The organism is Franzmannia pantelleriensis (assembly GCF_900102875.1).
GTDB lineage: Bacteria > Pseudomonadota > Gammaproteobacteria > Pseudomonadales > Halomonadaceae > Franzmannia > Franzmannia pantelleriensis.
In genome coordinates this window covers 13,557-31,324 of sequence record NZ_FNGH01000018.1, presented here as the reverse complement: position 1 = coordinate 31,324, position 17,768 = coordinate 13,557, and the positions used below count along the sequence as shown (strand labels likewise).

Annotated in this window: 16 protein-coding genes; 11 read left to right on the top strand and 5 right to left on the bottom strand. The window is 66.8% G+C overall.

Annotated features, from left to right (window positions below; genetic code table 11):
- Positions 1–122: 122 nt before the first annotated feature.
- On the top strand, positions 123–1,313 hold the full coding sequence (locus tag BLT16_RS18650) for a DUF2333 family protein (protein ID WP_089660339.1): 1,191 nt from the start codon (positions 123–125) through the stop codon (positions 1,311–1,313).
- A 69-nt stretch (positions 1,314–1,382) separates the two neighbouring features.
- On the opposite strand, the gene ppa is transcribed toward BLT16_RS18650, so the two are convergent.
- The gene (gene ppa, locus BLT16_RS18645; RefSeq protein WP_089660337.1) at positions 1,383–1,913 is read right to left on the bottom strand and encodes an inorganic diphosphatase; all 531 of its coding nucleotides are present in this window, start codon (positions 1,911–1,913) and stop codon (positions 1,383–1,385) included.
- A 295-nt stretch (positions 1,914–2,208) separates the two neighbouring features.
- Between ppa and BLT16_RS18640 the strand changes: the two genes are divergently transcribed.
- Positions 2,209–3,858 carry a bifunctional protein-serine/threonine kinase/phosphatase gene (locus tag BLT16_RS18640; RefSeq protein ID WP_245701769.1) on the top strand — a complete coding sequence of 550 codons (1,650 nt, stop codon included), beginning with the start codon at positions 2,209–2,211 and terminating at the stop codon, positions 3,856–3,858.
- Between the two features lie 426 nt (positions 3,859–4,284).
- On the opposite strand, the gene BLT16_RS18635 is transcribed toward BLT16_RS18640, so the two are convergent.
- Positions 4,285–5,544 (bottom strand): 6-phosphofructokinase, encoded by a 1,260-nt coding sequence (locus tag BLT16_RS18635; RefSeq protein WP_089660332.1) that lies wholly within the window; start codon positions 5,542–5,544, stop codon positions 4,285–4,287.
- A gap of 191 nt (positions 5,545–5,735) precedes the next feature.
- Between BLT16_RS18635 and mpl the strand changes: the two genes are divergently transcribed.
- From mpl to BLT16_RS18620, 3 genes are all read left to right on the top strand, one after another.
- Positions 5,736–7,121: a UDP-N-acetylmuramate:L-alanyl-gamma-D-glutamyl-meso-diaminopimelate ligase gene (mpl, locus tag BLT16_RS18630; protein ID WP_089660330.1), complete on the top strand. Its 1,386-nt coding sequence runs from the start codon at positions 5,736–5,738 to the stop codon at positions 7,119–7,121.
- Positions 7,111–7,740: a flavin prenyltransferase UbiX gene (locus BLT16_RS18625; protein WP_089660328.1), complete on the top strand. Its 630-nt coding sequence runs from the start codon at positions 7,111–7,113 to the stop codon at positions 7,738–7,740. The genes mpl and BLT16_RS18625 overlap by 11 nt, the downstream gene beginning before the upstream one ends.
- Before the next feature lie 131 nt (positions 7,741–7,871).
- Positions 7,872–8,450 carry a LysE family translocator gene (locus tag BLT16_RS18620; protein ID WP_422717941.1) on the top strand — a complete coding sequence of 193 codons (579 nt, stop codon included), beginning with the start codon at positions 7,872–7,874 and terminating at the stop codon, positions 8,448–8,450.
- Positions 8,451–8,506: 56 nt separating this feature from the next.
- Here BLT16_RS18620 and BLT16_RS18615 read toward each other — a convergent pair whose 3' ends face one another.
- From BLT16_RS18615 to BLT16_RS18605, 3 genes are read right to left on the bottom strand one after another with little or no spacing between them, the layout of a single operon-like run.
- Positions 8,507–9,913 (bottom strand): bifunctional DedA family/phosphatase PAP2 family protein, encoded by a 1,407-nt coding sequence (locus BLT16_RS18615; protein WP_089660326.1) that lies wholly within the window; start codon positions 9,911–9,913, stop codon positions 8,507–8,509.
- On the bottom strand, positions 9,910–10,854 hold the full coding sequence (locus tag BLT16_RS18610) for a GGDEF domain-containing protein (protein WP_089660324.1): 945 nt from the start codon (positions 10,852–10,854) through the stop codon (positions 9,910–9,912). Before BLT16_RS18610 ends, BLT16_RS18615 begins: the two co-directional genes overlap by 4 nt.
- The gene (locus BLT16_RS18605; protein ID WP_089660322.1) at positions 10,851–11,714 is read right to left on the bottom strand and encodes a hypothetical protein; all 864 of its coding nucleotides are present in this window, start codon (positions 11,712–11,714) and stop codon (positions 10,851–10,853) included. Before BLT16_RS18605 ends, BLT16_RS18610 begins: the two co-directional genes overlap by 4 nt.
- 103 nt (positions 11,715–11,817) lie before the next feature.
- Here BLT16_RS18605 and BLT16_RS18600 point away from each other — a divergent pair, with 103 nt between their 5' ends.
- Genes BLT16_RS18600 through rodA form a run of 6 tightly spaced genes read left to right on the top strand, consistent with a single transcriptional unit; the run spans position 11,818 to position 17,758 of the window.
- Positions 11,818–13,098, top strand: coding sequence for a glutamate-5-semialdehyde dehydrogenase (locus BLT16_RS18600; RefSeq protein ID WP_089660320.1), 1,281 nt, complete (start codon positions 11,818–11,820; stop codon positions 13,096–13,098).
- Entirely contained in the window at positions 13,079–13,756 is a 678-nt protein-coding gene (nadD, locus tag BLT16_RS18595; protein ID WP_089660318.1) for a nicotinate-nucleotide adenylyltransferase, read from the top strand. The genes BLT16_RS18600 and nadD overlap by 20 nt, the downstream gene beginning before the upstream one ends.
- A 55-nt stretch (positions 13,757–13,811) precedes the next feature.
- Positions 13,812–14,174, top strand: a complete 363-nt coding sequence (rsfS, locus tag BLT16_RS18590) for a ribosome silencing factor (protein WP_089660316.1) — start codon at positions 13,812–13,814, stop codon at positions 14,172–14,174.
- Complete coding sequence (gene rlmH, locus BLT16_RS18585; RefSeq protein ID WP_089660313.1) at positions 14,171–14,638, top strand: 23S rRNA (pseudouridine(1915)-N(3))-methyltransferase RlmH; 468 nt, start codon at positions 14,171–14,173, stop codon at positions 14,636–14,638. Before rsfS ends, rlmH begins: the two co-directional genes overlap by 4 nt.
- A gap of 33 nt (positions 14,639–14,671) precedes the next feature.
- Entirely contained in the window at positions 14,672–16,579 is a 1,908-nt protein-coding gene (gene mrdA / locus BLT16_RS18580) for a penicillin-binding protein 2 (protein WP_089660312.1), read from the top strand.
- A 21-nt stretch (positions 16,580–16,600) separates the two neighbouring features.
- A complete protein-coding gene (rodA, locus tag BLT16_RS18575; RefSeq protein ID WP_089660310.1) occupies positions 16,601–17,758 on the top strand; it encodes a rod shape-determining protein RodA in 1,158 nt (385 codons plus the stop codon).
- The last annotated feature ends 10 nt before the right edge of the window (positions 17,759–17,768 follow it).

Below are 17,768 nucleotides of genomic sequence, written 5' to 3'. Positions count from 1 at the left end.
GCGGGCCCGTCGGTCGTTCCCGATGGCGCTCGGCGAGCCGGCCACATGCTAGGATAACGCAAGCAGGCGTGGGCGTTGAATGCGCTGCGGCCTTTTGTCCCTCTCATCAAGGAAGCGATGCCATGTCACTGCTGGGAAGACGCAAGGCCGCGCGCGACGCGCGGCACCGTGAACTCGAGCGGCCCGATTACGGCTGGATCTGGAAACCGCTGCTGGCTCTGCTACTGATCTACCTGCTGGTGACGCTGGCGCTGGGTATCTGGTGGAGTCGCGAGCCGCCGCCGTTCGACGTCGAGCTTGCCACCGCTGAACAGCGCCAGGCCCTCGATGGCGATCAGTCGGGGCTGCCGGGGGCGCGTGGCACGGTGATCACCGCCACCCTCAAGCAGGTCGTGGACACCCTGACCGACAAGCCCGGTGGCTACCTGCGCAACGACATCGCGCCGCCCGGCGTGTGGCTCGACAATATGCCCAACTGGGAGCTTGGCGTGCTGCGTCAGTCGCGTGACCTGTCGGCGAGCCTGCTGGAGATGGCCGGCGGCGGCAACGCCAATCTCGAGGAGGCCGAGCGTCGACTACAGGTGAGCAGTCGCGATTGGCTCTATCCCTCGGCCGAGCAGCGCTTCGGCCAGGCCTCCGAGGCACTGGCGGGCTACTTGAGCGAGCTGGGCGAGGAGGGCGCCGCGGGGCTCGCGCCCCAAGGTGAGCCGCTGGCCGATTGGCTGGGTCGGGTAGAGACGCGTCTCGAGGACCTGACCCGGCGACTATCGGCCAGCATTGGCGAGCGCGATGCCAGTCGCGCGCTGGGCATCGATGCCGACGAGCGGCCTGAGGCCACGCCCTGGTATCGCGTCGACGATATCTTCTTCGAGACGCGTGGCAGTGCTTGGGCACTGCTGCACTTCCTGCGCGGCATGGAGCGCGACTATGCCGATCTGCTCGAGGCCGCCGAGGCGCACAGCGACTGGCACCAGTTGATCGCCGAGCTGGAGATGACCCAGCGGCGGATCTGGAGCCCGGTGATCCTCAACGGCTCGGGGTTCGGTATCTTCGCCAATCATTCGCTGGTGATGGCCAACTACACCGTGCGTGCGCGGGACCTGGCCGGTGAACTCGCCTCGCGGGTGGCGGCGGTCGAGGTGACCGAGGTACACGCCGCCGAGGAGGAACAGGCCGTGGAGCCGCCGGTGGAGGAGGTGGTGGAAGACGACCAGGCAGTCAGCGAGGATGCCCCCGATGAGGGCAGTGATCAGGAGGCCGACGAGGCCGAGGAAGCCGGCCCGGAAGACGCAGAAGGCGAGGCAGCGTCGTAAGTCAGGAGGCTGACACGACAGCGGGCCGTCCCTTGGGCGGCCCGCTGTCGTTGAGGCGTGTGCCGGGAATCAGGCCTTGGCGTAGGCCGCGGCGGCTTTCTCGATCGCCGCACGGGCGGCTTCGGCGCCTTCCCAGGACTCGACCTTGACCCACTTGCCCTTCTCGAGATCCTTGTAGTTCTCAAAGAAGTGGGCGATCTGCTGACGCAGCAGCTCGGGCAGATCGGTGACTTCCTGCACCTCGTCGTAGAGGGCGGTAAGCTTCTGATGCGGGACGCAGACCAGCTTGGCGTCCTCGCCGGCTTCATCGGTCATGTTGAGCACGCCCACCGGACGGGCGCGGATCACGCTGCCCGGTTGCACCGGGTAGGGGGTGACCACCAGCGCGTCAAGGGCGTCGCCGTCGTCGGCTAGGGTGTCGGGGATGAAGCCGTAGTTGGCCGGGTAGAACATCGGCGTGGCCATGAAGCGGTCGACCAGCAGCGCGTCCATGTCCTTGTCGATCTCGTACTTGATCGGCGCGTGGTTGGCGGGGATCTCGATAGCGACGTAGACGTCGTTGGGAAGGTCCTTGCCGGCGGGGATCTTGTCGAAACTCATGCTGCAGTCCTTTCTTTACGTAGTGGGAATGCTTGTGCTGGCGTTGACCAGGCCACTGGCGTTTATTGCAATGCGGCGAATTATACGAAGTGCGCTGTATGATTACCAATGCCTGGGCTTTCTCCTTTGGTGGACAAGTGCTTGTCGCATAAGCGGTGTATGATGGATAGCGCCGTCGCCAGCGCGGCGGCCAGTCGACCAGTGAAGTGTCACGGGAGGAGCAGTGAGTTCTGAATTGTCGCTGAGCATCGGCCAGGCGTTCGTCGCCCCTGATCGCCGTCACCATCGCAGCTCCATGTCGGTACGCGTGCCCGCCGAGCGCACGCTGCTCGAAGCCAAGGGCGCCAGTGCGCTGATCAGCGACTCAAGTTCGCGCAATGCCATCGCCAAGCAGGCCGGTGACCTTAGCGTGCGCGGCTTTCTCGCCGACTACTACTCGACCCCCGACCACTGGGACGTCAAGACCTCGGCGACCCGCGTGCTGCGCGCGCTCAACGGCTGGTGCTACAGCCAGAGCGGGCATGTCCAGAACGGCAGCTACATGGCCTCGCTGTCGGCGATGGTCTATCGCGGTCGCGAGGCGCATCTCTTCCATATGGGCGATACGCTGGTGTTTCGCCTGCGCGGTGCTGAGTTCGAGCAGCTCTCCCGCGACCATGTCACCGACCTCGGCGGCTATCGCTACCCGTCACGGGCGCTGGGGCTGGATGGCAATATCGATATCGACTACGTGTCGGTGCCGCTCAAGCAGGGCGATATTTTCCTGTTTACCACCCAGGCGGTGCGCGGAACGCTGATGCCCTCGGACTATGTACAACTGATCCGTGCCGATGCCAGTGACCTCAATGCTGCCTGCGAGCGACTTGCCGAAGCCGCCACCAGTCGTGCCCAGGCGCGTGGCTACGGTGGTGAACCGTTCTGCTTCCAGCTGGTGCGCATCGACCACCTGCCCGAGGCCGAGCAGGACCATCCCGGGCGGCTGTACGGCGACCTCCCGGTACCGCCGGAGCTTAGCCCTGGCGAGCGCCTGGATGGCCTGGAAGTGCAGGAAGTGCTGTCGCGCACCGCTCAGTCGCGGGTCTACCGCGTGCGCGACACGCACAGCGAGCGGGAAATGGTGATGAAGGCGCCGAGTCCCGAGCTCTCCAACCGCAACTCCTATCTCGAGCACTTCCTGCTCCAGCAGTGGGTAGTGGAGCGCGTCAACTCGCCGTTCGTGGCGCGGGTCATGGAGTCATCGCGGCCGCGCCGCTACCTCTATTACCTGATGGCCTACGTCGACGGCGAGCGGCTCTCGGATTGGTCGCGGCGCCACCCCCAGGCGAGCCTGGCCCAGCGGCTGGATATCGCCCGCCAGCTGGGCAAGGCGGTACAGGCGCTGCACCGCCGCGACCTGCTGCATCAGCAGATTCATCCCGACAATATCCTCATCGACCGTCACGGCCAGGTGGTGCTGGCGGATTTCAGCGCCTGCCGATTGCGCGAGGGCGACGGGCACAAGCACTCCCGCGAGCTGGCCCGGCAGCTGGGGTTGACCGAGCACAGCGCCCCGGAGTATGCCCTCGACACCGACGTGGGGCGGCGTAGCGACCAGTATGCGCTGGCCTCGACGGTCTATTGGCTGCTCACCGGCGCGCAGCCCTATGAGCTGCCTCCCCACGAGCTGCGCAGCCATACCGATCTCGAACAGCTGACCTATCGCAGTGCACGCACCCACAATCCGGAAATCAGCCTGGCACTGGACGAGGCGCTGCGCCGCGCCCTCGACCCCCAGCGTGCACTGCGCTTCCGGCGGCTGTCGGAGTTTCTGTATGCGTTGCGCGACCCTGCCGCTGAGCGCCGCGAGCGCACCAGCCCGCGGCTGCTCAAGGAGCCGGTCAATTTCTGGCAGGGCGTGGCGGGTATCCTGCTGCTGCTGCTGGTGCTGTCGTGGCTGCTGCGCTGAGGGTGGTTGCCAACCCCATCGCGACTGACGTCGCTCCTACACTGGCTTTGACGCTATGCCCCTGTGGGAGCGAATTCATTCGCGATTGCAGCGCGTAGCGCTGCCGGGTAAGCCACCCCATCGCGGCTAAAGCCGCTCCCACGTTTGCCTAGGGCGCCATACCCAGTGTGGGAGCGAATTCATTCGCGATTGCAGCGCGTAGCGCTGCCGGGGTAGATCAACCCCATCGCGACTAAAGTCGCTCCTACACTGGCTTTGACGCTATGCCCCTGTGGGAGCGAATTCATTCGCGATGCAGCGCGTAGCGCTGCCGGGGTAGATCACCCCCATCGTGACTGACGTCGCTCCTACACTGGCTTTGATGCTATGCCCCTGTGGGAGCGAATTCATTCGCGATTGCAGCGCGTAGCGCTGCCGAGTTGGTGCTTACAGCGTAAACGTCGCCAGCTTGCGCTCGACCTTGGCCAGCTTGAGATGGGCGACCTTGGGCAGGCCATTTTCGAACGGCGGGAAGTCTTCACCCTGGATCAGCGGCGACAGGTACTGGCGGCAGGTGTCGGTGATGCCGAAGCCATCCTCGCGGATAAAGTCGCGCGGCATGAACTTCTCGCGGTTGGCGACCTCGGCCAGCGGTGCGGCCTCGATGCGCCACTCGTAGGGATTGTCTGAGACGCGCTTGATCGCCGGCATCATGGCGTTCTTGCCTTCCAGCGCCAGTTCGACAGCCTTCTTGCCCACGGCATAGGCCTGGTCGACGTCGGTCTTCGAGGCAAGGTGGCGCGCGGCGCGCTGCAGGTAGTCGGCGACCGCCCAGTGGTACTTGTAGCCCAGGTCCTGCTTGACCATGCCGGCCAGGGTCGGTGCTACGCCGCCCAGTTGGCGGTGGCCGAAGGCGTCGGTGTTGCCGGAGTCGGCGAGGAAGGTGCCATCTTCGTAGCGAGCCCCTTCGGAGACCACGATCACGCAGTAGCCGTACGTCTTGACCGCTTCATCGACGCGCTTCATGACCGCGGCGCGGTTAAAGTGAATCTCCGGGAAGATGACCAGATGCGGCGGATCGCCCTCGCCCTGGCCGGCCAGGGCGCCGGCGGCGGCGATCCAGCCGGCGTGGCGGCCCATTACCTCGAGCACGAAGACCTTGGTCGAGGTCGCGCACATCGAGGCAATGTCCAGCGAGGCCTCCTGGGTCGAGGTGGCGATGTACTTGGCCACGCTGCCGAACCCCGGCGAGTTGTCGGTGATCGGCAGGTCGTTGTCGACGGTCTTGGGCACGTGGATGGCGGTCAGCGGGTAGCCGAGTTTCTCGGAGAGCTGCGAGACCTTGAGGCAGGTGTCGGCGCTGTCGCCGCCGCCGTTGTAGAAGAAGTAGCGGATATCATGGGCCTTGAAGACCTCGATCAGTCGCTCGTACTGGGTACGGTGCGTCTCGATGTCCTTGAGCTTGTAGCGGCACGAGCCGAAGGCGCCGCCCGGGGTGTGACGCAGCGCGGCGATGGCATCGTCGGACTCCTGGGAGACGTCGATCAGGTCCTCGGTGAGGGCACCGATGATGCCGTTATGGCCTGCGTAAACCTTGCCGATCCGGTCGGACTCGCGGCGGCAGGCTTCGATCACCCCGCAGGCGCTGGCATTGATGACGGCGGTGACGCCACCGGACTGGGCATAGAAGGCATTGTGCTGGGCCATGGGGAGTGCTTCGCTCCTGCAGTGTCGGATCGTCGAATGGGCGTAGAAGTGGAGGCACATCTTAGTCGAAAGTGGTGGGAGCTGCATCCTGTCGCCATCTGGTAACGGATCACCGGGCGCGGTCGCGGCGGCCTGTGGTGGCGACTCGGGCAGCGTGCTAGTCTCGCAGCGACTGTGGCAGGAGGCACGCGATGCACGTTCATGTTGTTGGAATCTGTGGGACTTTCATGGGCAGCCTGGCGTTGCTGGCCCGCGATCTCGGGCATCGCGTCAGCGGTTCGGATGCCAATGTCTATCCGCCGATGAGTACCCAACTGGCCGACGCCGGGATCGCCCTAAGCGAGGGCTTCGCCGCGGCTAATCTGACCCCACGTCCGGACCTGGTGGTGATCGGTAATGCGCTGTCGCGGGGCAACCCTGAGGTGGAAGCGGTGCTTGACCAGGGGCTGCCCTATGTCTCCGGCCCTCAGTGGCTGGCCGAGCAGGTGCTGCCCGGACGCCCGGTGATCGCCATCGCCGGCACCCACGGCAAGACCACCACCGCCAGCCTTACTGCTTGGCTGCTCGAGGCCGCGGGCCTGGCGCCGGGTTTTCTGATTGGCGGCGTACCGCGCAACTTCGGCGTCTCGGCACGGCTGGGTGGGGAGGGCGCGCCGTTCGTGGTCGAGGCCGACGAGTATGACACCGCCTTCTTCGACAAGCGCTCCAAGTTCGTCCACTACCGGCCGTTGATCGCGGTGCTGGGCAACCTGGAGTACGACCACGCCGATATCTTCCCCGACCTGGCCGCCATCGAGCGGCAGTTCCACCATCTGGTGCGCACCGTGCCGGGCCGCGGTCAACTGCTGGTCGCCGACGACCAGCCGGCGTTGGAGCGGGTGCTGGCAGAGGGGTGCTGGACGCCGGTAGCGCGAATGGGGCGCGAGCCGGCGAGTGACTGGCGGCTCGAGCTGGAGCGCGACGACGCCTCGCGCTTTCGGGTCATTCAGCGACTGGCCGACGGCACCGAAGACGATGCCGTGGTCGACTGGTCGCTCAACGGCGAGTACAACGCCCGCAATGCGCTGGCCGCGCTGGCCGCGGCCCACGCCTGCGGTGTCGACCTGGCCCGCGGCTGTGCGGCGCTGTCACGCTTCGAGAACCCGCGCCGGCGCCAGGAGGTGCGCGGCGAGATCGCGCATATTCAGGTCATCGACGATTTCGCTCACCACCCCACGGCGATTGCCGCCACCCTCGGCGGGCTGCGTGCCGCAACGCCCAAGGGGCGGCTGCTGGCGGTGATCGAGCCGCGCTCCAACACCATGCGCTTGGGCACACTGCGCAGCCGGTTGGCGCAGAGCGTCGCTGAGGCCGATGCGGTGTGGTGGTACCAGCCGGCGGGGCTCGACTGGTCGCTGGAGGAGGTACTGAGCAAGTGCCGCCCCCCGGCCGATCTGGCCGATGACCTCGATGCCCTGGTCGCGGCCGTGGTCGCCGAGGCGCAACCGCTGGATCGCATCGTGGTGATGTCCAACGGCGGTTTCGGCGGTGTTCATGACAAGCTGCTCGCGGCACTGGAGGTGGCGCATGGTGAATGAGTTGAAGCCGCCGGTGACGGTGGCGCTGACCGGCGCCTCCGGCGCACAGTACGGCCTGCGCCTGATCGAGTGCTTGGTAGCGGCCGAACATGAGGTATGGGTGATGATCTCCAAGGCGGCGCACCTGGTGATCGAGACCGAGACCCCGGTGTCGCTCCCCGCTCGACCCGAACGGCTGGTGGCGGCGCTCACCGACATGAGCGGGGCGCGAGCGGGGCAGATCCGCTGCTTCGCCCGCGAGGACTGGATGGCGCCGGTGGCCTCGGGGTCCGGTGCGCCGGCCTCGATGGTGATCTGTCCGTGTTCCACCGGCACCCTGTCGGCGGTGGCCACCGGGGCCAGCAACAACCTGATCGAGCGCGCCGCCGATGTCGCGCTCAAGGAGCGTCGCCAGCTGATCATGGTGCCCCGCGAGACGCCGTTCTCGGCGATCCATCTCGAGCACATGCTGAGCCTGACGCGCATGGGGGCGGTGATCCTGCCGGCGGCGCCTGGGTTCTACCACCAGCCGTCGTGCCTCAATGATCTGATCGACTTCATCGTCGCGCGGATTCTCAATCAGCTCGGCATCGAACATCGCCTGATGCCGCGCTGGGGCGAGACGCCCCTCGGCGACTAGCGTGCCTGGGGCCCCGGCGTCTTCATCCGGCGGTCACGGGCGAGTGGCATGCTTGGGTAGGGTATTCACATACAGGGAGGTGGGGCGTGATCAAACTGTCGCTATTGTCGGTGTTCGTGCCGACTTTCTTCATGGTCTCGCTGACGCCGGGCATGTGCATGACCCTGGCGATGATCCTCGGCATGACCCAGGGCGTGAAGCGCACCCTGTGGATGATGCTCGGCGAGCTGGCGGGCGTGGCGTTGGTGGCGGTGGCCGCCGGGGCGGGTGTGGCCGCGCTGATGCTGCGCCAGCCCGAGCTGTTTGCGTTGTTCAAATGGGTCGGGGGTGCCTATCTCGGCTATCTCGGGGTGATGATGTGGCGCTCGCGGGGGCGCATGGCGATTCCGCTCGATAGCGTCGAACTGCCGCGCGCCACCCGCACCCAGCTGGCCATGCAGGGATTCGTGACCGCGGTGGCCAACCCCAAGGGCTGGGCTTTCTTCGTCGCGTTGCTACCGCCGTTTCTGGATGCCAGCCTGGCGCTGGGCCCCCAACTGGCGGCACTGGTCGGCGTCATCCTGATCATCGAATTCATTTGCCTGCTGATCTATGCCGGCGGCGGGCGCACCGCGCGCAAGCTGCTCGGCGAGAGCGGCAATGTGCGACTGCTCAACCGCGTCGCTGGGTCGATGATGGTGGGGGTCGGGATCTGGCTGGCCTTGGGGTAGCGTTAAGCAGCAAGCGCCAAGCAGTTCAGCTCATACTGGGCGCTGGGTGCTGGGCGCTAGACTGCCGGCAGCCAGGCCAGCCGCATGGCCAGCAGTATCAACGAGGCGCTGCCGAGCAGGGCCCATGGCGCCGGTGCCAGTGGTCGGTGGGCGAAGCGGTGATAGCTGATGCGTACCAGTGCACACACGACCAGCCCCAGCAGCGCCCCGCCGATCAGGTCGCTGGCCCAGTGTACGCCGAGGGTCAGGCGCGATAGCGCCATGGGTACCGCCAGCAGAATGGCCACCCAGTAGGCCCACACGCGGTAGCGCGGCGCCAGCTCCTGAGCGATGAAGGCGGCGGCCAGGCCGTAGAGCACCACTGCGGTCGAGGCGTGGGCGCTGGGGTAGGCAAGCGAGCCGCTGAGGTAGTCTGGAAAGTCCGGCCGCTCGCGCCCGGCCAGCTGCTTGAACAGGGTGTTGGCCACGGCGATCCCGCCGAGGCCGGCGCTGAGGTGCAGAAAGGCCGAGACATGCTGCGCCCACAGCAGCCACAGTGCCCAGGGCAGGAACAGTGCGATGACGCCGTAGGTGTCGCCGGCGCGAGCCATCAACTCGCTGGCGGTGGCCACCCAAGGCATGTCCAGTGCGCCGGCCATGCCTTGAATCTGCAGGTCCATCAGCATCGGGCCCTGGTGGTCGAGTACGATCAGCGTCCAGATGCACAGCGCCGTCAGCGAGAACACCAGCAGGCACAGCGACCCCAGCGGAAACTCGCCACGTGGCCGGCGAGCGCGCAGGCGCGTCCACAGTCGGCGTCGCCAGGCGGCGCCGCGGGCCAGTCGTGCCATGGCGAAGTAGACCCGTCCGCCGCGTGCCAGATGGTGGCGTAGCCATGAGAAGCATAGCGCCAGCACCACGATGACCGCCGCCAGGGCGAGCAGCCACTGCTGGGTGCCGGGGGGGATGTCGAGCAATTGCTGCCAGGTGCGGCCCAGCAGATAGCCGGGCAGCACATAGGCCGGCGCCCAGAGTAGCGCCGACAGCAGCGAGGCCCAGAGGAAGGCGAACGGCGACATGTGCAGCATGCCGGCGATCATCGGAATCACCGGGCGTACCGGACCGACGAAGCGCGCAAAGATCACCGACAGGGTGCCGTAGCGCTGAAAGAAGCGCGCGCCGCGGGCCAGCCACTCCGGGTGGCGATGAAATGGCCACAGTCGGGGGACTCGCTCACGCTGGGTATAGCCCAGCACAAAGCTCAGGCCATCGCCGATCAGGGCGCCGAGAAACGCGGCTAGCAGCACCAGCGGGACCGCCAGGTCCTGATGCCCGGCCAGCGAGGCGGCGGCCGTCATCAGCACCACGCCGGGCATGATCAGCCCGACCACGGCCAGGCATTCGAGCAGGGCGATGATGGCGATGATCAGCAGCAGCAGGGCGGGGGATGGGGTCAACTGGTAGAGCCAGTCGGCAATGTTCAAGACGTGGACTCCGTCAGCGCTTGCCCCCGGCGCAGGAGGCGTTGTTCGAAAGCCAGCCAGCGTTCGCCTGGCTGCGGTGTGCATACGGCGATGCGGGCGGTCAGGGGGCCGGTCTCGGCCAGCACGCAGCGCTCCAGAGCGGCGAGCAGGCGATTGCGGACCATCAGTGCACCGTTCTCGCCGGTGTCTGGCAGCACCAGCCAGAATAGGTTGCCCTCGGCGCGGCCAAGGCTGTCGTGGCTGCGGCAGGTATGGTGCGCTACCTCGCAGAAGCGATGCAACATGTCCCGGTAGAGGCGTGGACCGAACTGCTCGCCGGCCATGTCGAGCTGCGGCAGATGAATGACCAGCACACTGAGTCGTCGCTCGAGGGTCTGGGCGCGCGCCAGCTCGCTTTGCAGCGTCTCTTCCAGGGCGCTGGCGGTCAGCGCTTCACAGTGCGGGTCGCTGGGGTCGGTGGCACGCAGCAGGGCGTGCTGACGCAGCTGCTCCCAGGGTGCCAGAGTGCACAGCACGACCAGTGCCAGGTAGCTGAGTGCAGCGTGTTCGAGGCTCATCTGGAGATCCATCAGCAGCAACCACAGCGGCACCAGCAGCAGATTGAGCATCAGCGCCGGCCCCAGCGGCAGCAGCAGCAGCGCCACCACCGGCGGCAACCCCAGCCATAGGTCGGCAGTCTGATCCAGGCGGATCAGCTCCACGGCCAGCAGCAGGTAGCCGGTGCTGATCAGCACGTAGGAAGCCATGTGCTGGGCGCGATGATCGGCGAGCCGCACGACCGCGGCGCCCAGCAGCAGCAGTGCGCCGACGCTGGGCAGCAGTATGTACTCGTAGTGGCCCATCAGGTAGTGCCAGCCGGCATGCGCGGCGGCGAGCAGCGCCGCTAGTAAGTAGACCAGTGCAAACAACCGTGATGGCGACTCCTCGAGGCGGGGGGTCACGAGCAGGCCTCCTGGTCGTCGTGCACCAGCGCGGCCTGCTGCTCGGCAAGCGCCTCGCGGACCTGCTCCAAGCGTTCGCTGTCGCTCAGTGGCAGCGTGCGTGCCCGCAGGTCTCGCTGGGGTAACATGCTCAGCAGGGCCTGACAGCGCTGGCGCACCGCGGCCGGGTCGCGGCCGACGAGGGTGATCGCCAGGGTGCGTCGGTCGAGGCGATAGCAGTGTTCGAAGGCGTGGCTGGCCTTGGCCAGGCGCTGCGCGAGTCGCCAGCAGCGGTGCCCGGAGGTGCGTACCAGCAACAGTTCGCTGTGCAGGGGGTCGCGCTGGCTGCGGGTGCGCTCCCTGGCCAGGGCCTGCTCGAGGCGCTCGGCCGACCACAGGCGCAGGCCGGGAGTCAGCCGCTGGCGCTGGCTGACCCGTTGCCACAGAGGGCGCAGCTGTACGGCATGGGCGGCGCCTGCCAATAGCAGCAAGGCCAGTAACGTGGCGCTGACGGAAGCCTCAGCGCGTGGCAGCGTGGCCGCCACCTGCCACCAGGCAAGGCTCGCCAGGGCCACGTTGAGCGCCATCATCCAGCGCGGCTGCGGCAGCATCATCAGGATCGCGAAGGCCCATAGCCAGGCACCGAGGACTTCCGGCTCGAGCGCGACAAGCGTCGCCAGCAGCAGGCTCGGTACCAGCTGCCAGGGCATGCGCGTCGGCCAGCGGTAGCTGCGCTGAAGCAGCACGGCGGTGGCCATCAGCCATAGCGCCGATCCCCACAGCAGCGGGCGCACCGTGTCGAGATCGAGCACGACGGCCAGCAACGCACAGAGCAGGGCGCCGGTCAGCAGGGTGAGACGAAAACCGTGGACTTTGTACATGCTCTTCATGGTGCCTTATATTGGACTGCTTCGCTGTATCATGAGCTTTTTCACCTCGTCGGTCATCGTCACCGCACGGTCTTAACAGGAGTCACGTCAGGGCATGTCAGAACACACCGCTGCCATCACCGATGTCGTTGCCTACATGGATCAGCTGGGCCAGCAGGCCCGCACTGCCAGTACCACGCTGCGCCGCCTCGATACTGCGCGCAAGAATGCCGCACTGCTGGCCACCGCGAAAGAGCTCGAACAGGCACGACCACGGCTGCTGGAGGCCAACACTGCGGATCTGGCGCGTGGTCGCGACAACGGACTGGATGCGGCGCTGCTCGACCGTCTGGCACTCAACGACGCGCGTATCGATGCGATCATCGACGGTCTGCAGCAGGTCGCCGCGCTGCCTGACCCGGTAGGCGAGGTGGATGGCCTGCGTTATCGGCCCAGCGGCATCCAGGTCGGCCAGATGCGTGTGCCGCTGGGCGTGATCGGCATCATCTACGAATCGCGCCCCAACGTTACCGTCGAGGCGGCCAGCCTGTGCCTCAAGGCGGGCAACGCCTGCATCCTGCGCGGCGGCTCCGAGGCGCGTGACAGCAATGCGGCCATCGCTGCCTGCCTGCAGGCGGGGCTGGCCGAGGCCGGGGTGCCCGAGGCGGCAGTGCAGGTGGTGGCCACAACCGATCGCGCCGCAGTCGGACGGCTGATCGCCATGCCCGAGTATGTCGACGTGATCATCCCCCGCGGCGGCAAGTCGCTGATCGAGCGTATCTCCCGCGAGGCGCGGGTGCCGGTGATCAAGCACCTCGATGGCGTCTGTCATGTCTATATCGATGCCACGGCCGATCGTGACAAGGCGTTGGCCATCGCGGTCAATGCCAAGACGCACCGCTACGGCACCTGCAACACCATGGAGACGCTGCTGGTCGATGCGCCGCTGGCAGCCGAGCTGCTGCCGCGGCTCGCTGCCGCCTACGCCGATCACCACGTCGAGCTGCGCGGCTGCCCGCGTACCCGGGAGATCCTCCCCGATGCCGCCGAGGCCCGCGAAGAGGACTGGCAGGCCGAGTACCTGGCCCCGGTGCTGGCGATCCGCGTGGTCGATGGCATCGACGCGGCCATGGCCCATATCGAGCGCTACGGCTCGCAGCATACCGACGCCATCGTTACCGAGCAGTATGCGCTGGCACGACGCTTCATGGCCGAGGTCGACTCCAGCTCGGTGATGGTCAACGCCTCGACGCGTTTTGCCGACGGCTTCGAGTATGGCCTGGGGGCCGAGATCGGCATCTCCACCGACAAGCTGCATGCGCGTGGCCCGGTGGGGCTCGAGGGGCTCACCACCCGCAAGTACGTGGTATTCGGGGATGGACACATTCGTGAGTGATTCGGTGTCCCCGCCGCGGGTCGCGATGCTCGGCGGGACCTTCGACCCGGTGCACCTGGGCCATCTGCGCAGTGCCGTGGAGCTGGCCGAGGCGCTCGACCTCGATCGGGTGCATATGATCCCGGCACAGCGACCGCCGCTGCGTGGCGCGCCGGGGCTGCCCGGTCACCAGCGGTTGGCGCTGCTGCGGTTGGGGATCGGCGATACGCCGCGGCTGCATGCCGATGACCGCGAGATCCACCGCGACGGCCCCTCCTATTCTGCCGATACCCTGGCCAGCCTGCGTGACGAATACGGTGAGCAGGCGCGGCTGGTGATGGCGCTGGGTCACGATGCGTTTCTCAAGCTCGCCGACTGGCACCAGCCACAGCGGCTGTTTGCGTTGGCGCATCTGGTGGTGCTCGAGCGCCCTGATCACTACCAGCCGCTTGCGCCGGCGCTGCGTGAACTGATCGACGGACGCGAGGTCGATGACCCGGCGGCGCTGTTCGCCGCGCCGGCCGGTGGGCTGCTGCGGCTGTCGCTCGAGTCACGCATGGCGATCTCTGCCACTGCGGTGCGTGAGCGCCTGCGCCACGGGGGTTCGGTGCGTTACCTGCTTCCCGAGGCGGTGGAGCGGGAGATCATGGCACTGGGCCTCTACCGCCACGAACGGTAGAATGACGGGACAACGACCGTGATTCCCGATACGCACCAGGAGCCCCTCAGACACTATGCAGATTGACGACCTCAAGACACGGGTGATCGATGCCCTCGAGTCCCTCAAGGGGCAGGATATCGCCACCCTGGATGTGTCGCGCCTGACCAGCGTGACGGACCTGATGGTGGTGGCCAGCGGCACCTCCACGCGACATGTCGCGGCGCTGGCCAACCGCGTCGTGGAGGCCGCCAAGGAGAGTGGGCTGCAGCCGCTGGGCGTCGAGGGACAGGCCGGCTCCGACTGGGTGCTGGTGGATCTCGGCGAGCTGGTGGTGCACGTAATGCTGGTCGAGACCCGGCGCCTCTACGACCTCGAGCGACTGTGGTCGGACCTGCCCAGCGATGGCGATATCGAGGTGCGCGGGGAGCGTGTGTGAAGCTCAAGCTGCTGGCGGTGGGCACCAAGATGCCGAGCTGGGTGGAGCAGGGCGTTGGCGAGTACCGCAAGCGCCTGCCGCGCGACTTCAGCCTCGAGATCATCGAGATCGCGCCGGGCGCGCGCGGCAAGAATGCCGACATCGCGCGTGCCGTGGCCAGCGAGGGGGAGCGCATGCGCGAGCGGCTCAAGGGCACTGAGCATCTGGTCGCGCTGGAGGTCTCTGGCAAGCCCTGGAGCACCGAGCAGCTCGCCGAACAGGCTGCCGACTGGCGCCTCGCCGGACGTGATGTCGCGCTGCTGGTGGGTGGCCCGGATGGTATCGAGCCGGGGCTCTCGGCGCGCGCCGACCAGCGCTGGTCTTTGTCGCCGTTGACCCTGCCGCACCCGCTGGTGCGCATCCTGCTCGCCGAGCAACTGTATCGCGCCTGGACGCTGCTGGTAGGGCATCCCTACCACCGCTGAGGTCTTTCTTGTTTTATATTCCGAGTTCGCCCCATGCGTGATCGTCGCCAGGTACTCAAGAACACGCATCAGGAAGTGCGTATCTTCCGAATCCGCTCGCTGCTGGCGCTGCTGCTGGTGGTGGCGCTTACCGCGACGCTGATGGGGCGTCTGGCCTACCTGCAGGTGGCCCAGCACGAGGTCTATATCACCCGCTCGGAGCAGAACCGCGTGCGGGTCGAGCCGCTGCCGCCCACCCGTGGACTGATCTACGATCGCAACGGCCAGCTGCTGGCCGAGAATCGCCCCACTTACAACCTGATGCTGGTGCGCGAACGGGTCGAGGACCTGGATGCCACCCTCAATCTGCTGGTCGAGCTGCTGGCACTGCCTGAAGAGGGCGTCGAGGCGTTTCGGGAGCGCTCGCGGCAGCGTACCCGACCGTTCCAGCCGGCGCTGTTGATGAGTGATCTCGAGGAGGAGCAGATCGCCCACCTGGCGCTCAATCGCCACCGCCTGCCGGGGGTCGAGGTCGAGGCGCAGCTGCTGCGCTACTACCCGGACGCCGAGATGCTGTCCCATGCGCTGGGCTATGTGGGACGCATCAACGCCGAGGAGCTGGCGACGCTGGATCCCGGTAACTACGCCGGCACGCACTTCATCGGCAAGACCGGTGTCGAGCGCTATTACGAGGATGTGCTGCACGGCCAGGCCGGCTTGCGCAAGGTCGAGACCAACGCCCGCGGCAGGGTGCTGCGTGAGCTAGGACGCACCGATCCGGTGCCCGGTGAGAACCTGACCCTGACCATCGATCGCGATATGCAGAAGCTGGCCTACGAGCTGCTCGACGGGCGGCGCGGCTCGATCGTCGCCATCGAGCCGGGCAGCGGTGAGATCCTGGCGATGGTGTCGGCGCCGGGGTTCGATAGCAACCGCTTCGTCACCGGTATCGACGTCGCCTCCTATCGGGCGCTGCAGGAGGACCCGGATCTGCCGCTGTTCAACCGCGCGATCCGTGGTCAGTATCCGCCGGGCTCCACCATCAAGCCGTTTCTGGCCATCGCCGGGCTCGCCGAAGGGGTGATCACCCCCAATCGGGTAATCAACGACCCCGGTTACTTCCAGCTGCCGGGGGATACTCGCCGCTACCGCAACTGGCTGCGCTGGGGGCACGGCCGGGTCGACATGGAACGCTCCATCGAAGTCTCCAACAACACCTACTACTACACCCTGGCCCACGAGATGGGCATCGATCGCCTGCATGAGCAGATGACCGCGTTCGGCTTCGGCCAGCGCGTCGGGCACGACGTGTTTGGTGAGAGTGCTGCCCTGATGCCGTCGCGCGACTGGAAGCGCGGACGCTTCAACCAGCCCTGGTACCCGGGCGAGACCATCTCGGTGGGCATCGGCCAGGGCTACTGGCAGGTCACGCCGCTGCAGCTCGCCGCCGCCACCGGGGTGCTGGCCAACCGCGGCAAGTGGGTCAAGCCGCGCCTGGCCAAACGCATCGGCGATCAGGAGCAGCAGACGGTGCTGCCCGAGACCCTCGGCGATATCGTGCTCGACAACGAGGCATGGTGGGACAAGGTATTCTCCGGCGCCGAGAAGGTGCTGAGCGGCAGTGAGGGGACCGCTCGCCGCACCGGGGTCGGGCTCGACTACCGCATGGGCGGCAAGTCGGGGACTGCCCAGGTATTCTCGCTGGGCCAGGATCAGCGCTACGATGCCGACGAACTCGCCGAGCGCCTGCGCGACCACGCGTTGTTCGTCGCCTATGCGCCGCTCGAGGATCCGCAGATCGCGGTCTCGGTGATCGTCGAGAATGCCGGCGGCGGCAGCACCCACGCCGCCCACCTGGCGCGGGCGATGAGCGATGCCTGGCTGCTCGATGATGAAGAGCCGGACGTCGAGGAGCTGCGCGAAGAGATGGAAAACGACGACGCCAGTGTGGCAGGCAACTGATGCCCAGAAAGGATGCTCATGATGCTGGGTGATATTACCCGCGGCCTGCGTGGCCATCCGGTGCGCCCGCCCGAGAGCGGCATGTCGCGGCGCAAGAGCGTGTGGACCAAGCTGCGCATCGATCCGTGGATTCTGCTGCTGCTGCTGGTGCTGATGGGGGCCGGTCTGCTGGTGCTGTACAGTGCCAGCGGTCAGCGCCTCGAAACGGTGATCGCCCAGGCCACCCGCTTCGGCCTGGGGCTGGTGGTGCTGATGGTGCTGGCGCGGCTGTCGCCCACCACGCTATTGCGCTGGGCGCCGCTGCTGTATGGCGCGGCGCTGGCGATGCTGATCGCGGTAGAGGTGATGGGCGACATGGGCATGGGCGCTCAGCGCTGGCTGGTGATTCCCGGGGTGGTGCGCTTTCAGCCCTCTGAATTGATGAAGCTGGCGATGCCGATGATGCTTGCCGCCTACCTGTGTCGGCGCGAGCTGCCGCCGAAATGGACCGACCTGCTGGTATGCGGCCTGATCATGGCGATACCGGTGCTGCTGATCGCGCGCCAGCCGGACCTCGGCACCTCGCTGCTGGTGATTTGTGCTGCGGTGTTCGTGATCTTGCTGGCCGGGCTGTCGTGGCGCTTCATTGCGTTTCTGGTGGCGCTGGCCGGCGCGGCACTGCCGCTGCTGTGGATCAACATGCACAACTACCAGCGCCAGCGCGTGTTGACCTTTCTCAACCCCGAGAGCGACCCGCTAGGCGCCGGGTGGAACATCATTCAGTCGACCACCGCCATCGGCAGCGGTGGACTGCTCGGCAAGGGCTGGCTGCAGGGCACGCAGTCGCAGCTCGAGTTCCTGCCCGAGCGGCATACCGACTTCATCGTCGCAGTGCTTGGCGAGGAGTTCGGCCTGGTCGGCATGCTGGTGGTGCTGACGCTCTACCTGCTGGTCATCGTCCGCGGGCTATGGCTGGCCAATGCCGCCCAGGACTGTTTCGGCCGCCTGCTGGCGGGCAGTATCGTGCTGACCTTCTTCATTTATGTGTTCGTCAACGTGGGCATGGTCAGCGGTATCCTGCCGGTGGTCGGCGTGCCGCTGCCGCTGGTCAGCTATGGGGGCACCTCCAGCGTGACCTTGCTGGCCGGTTTCGGTATTCTCATGTCAATTCATGCCCACCGCCGCCTGCTGCCTCGCTGAGGCGGCGTTA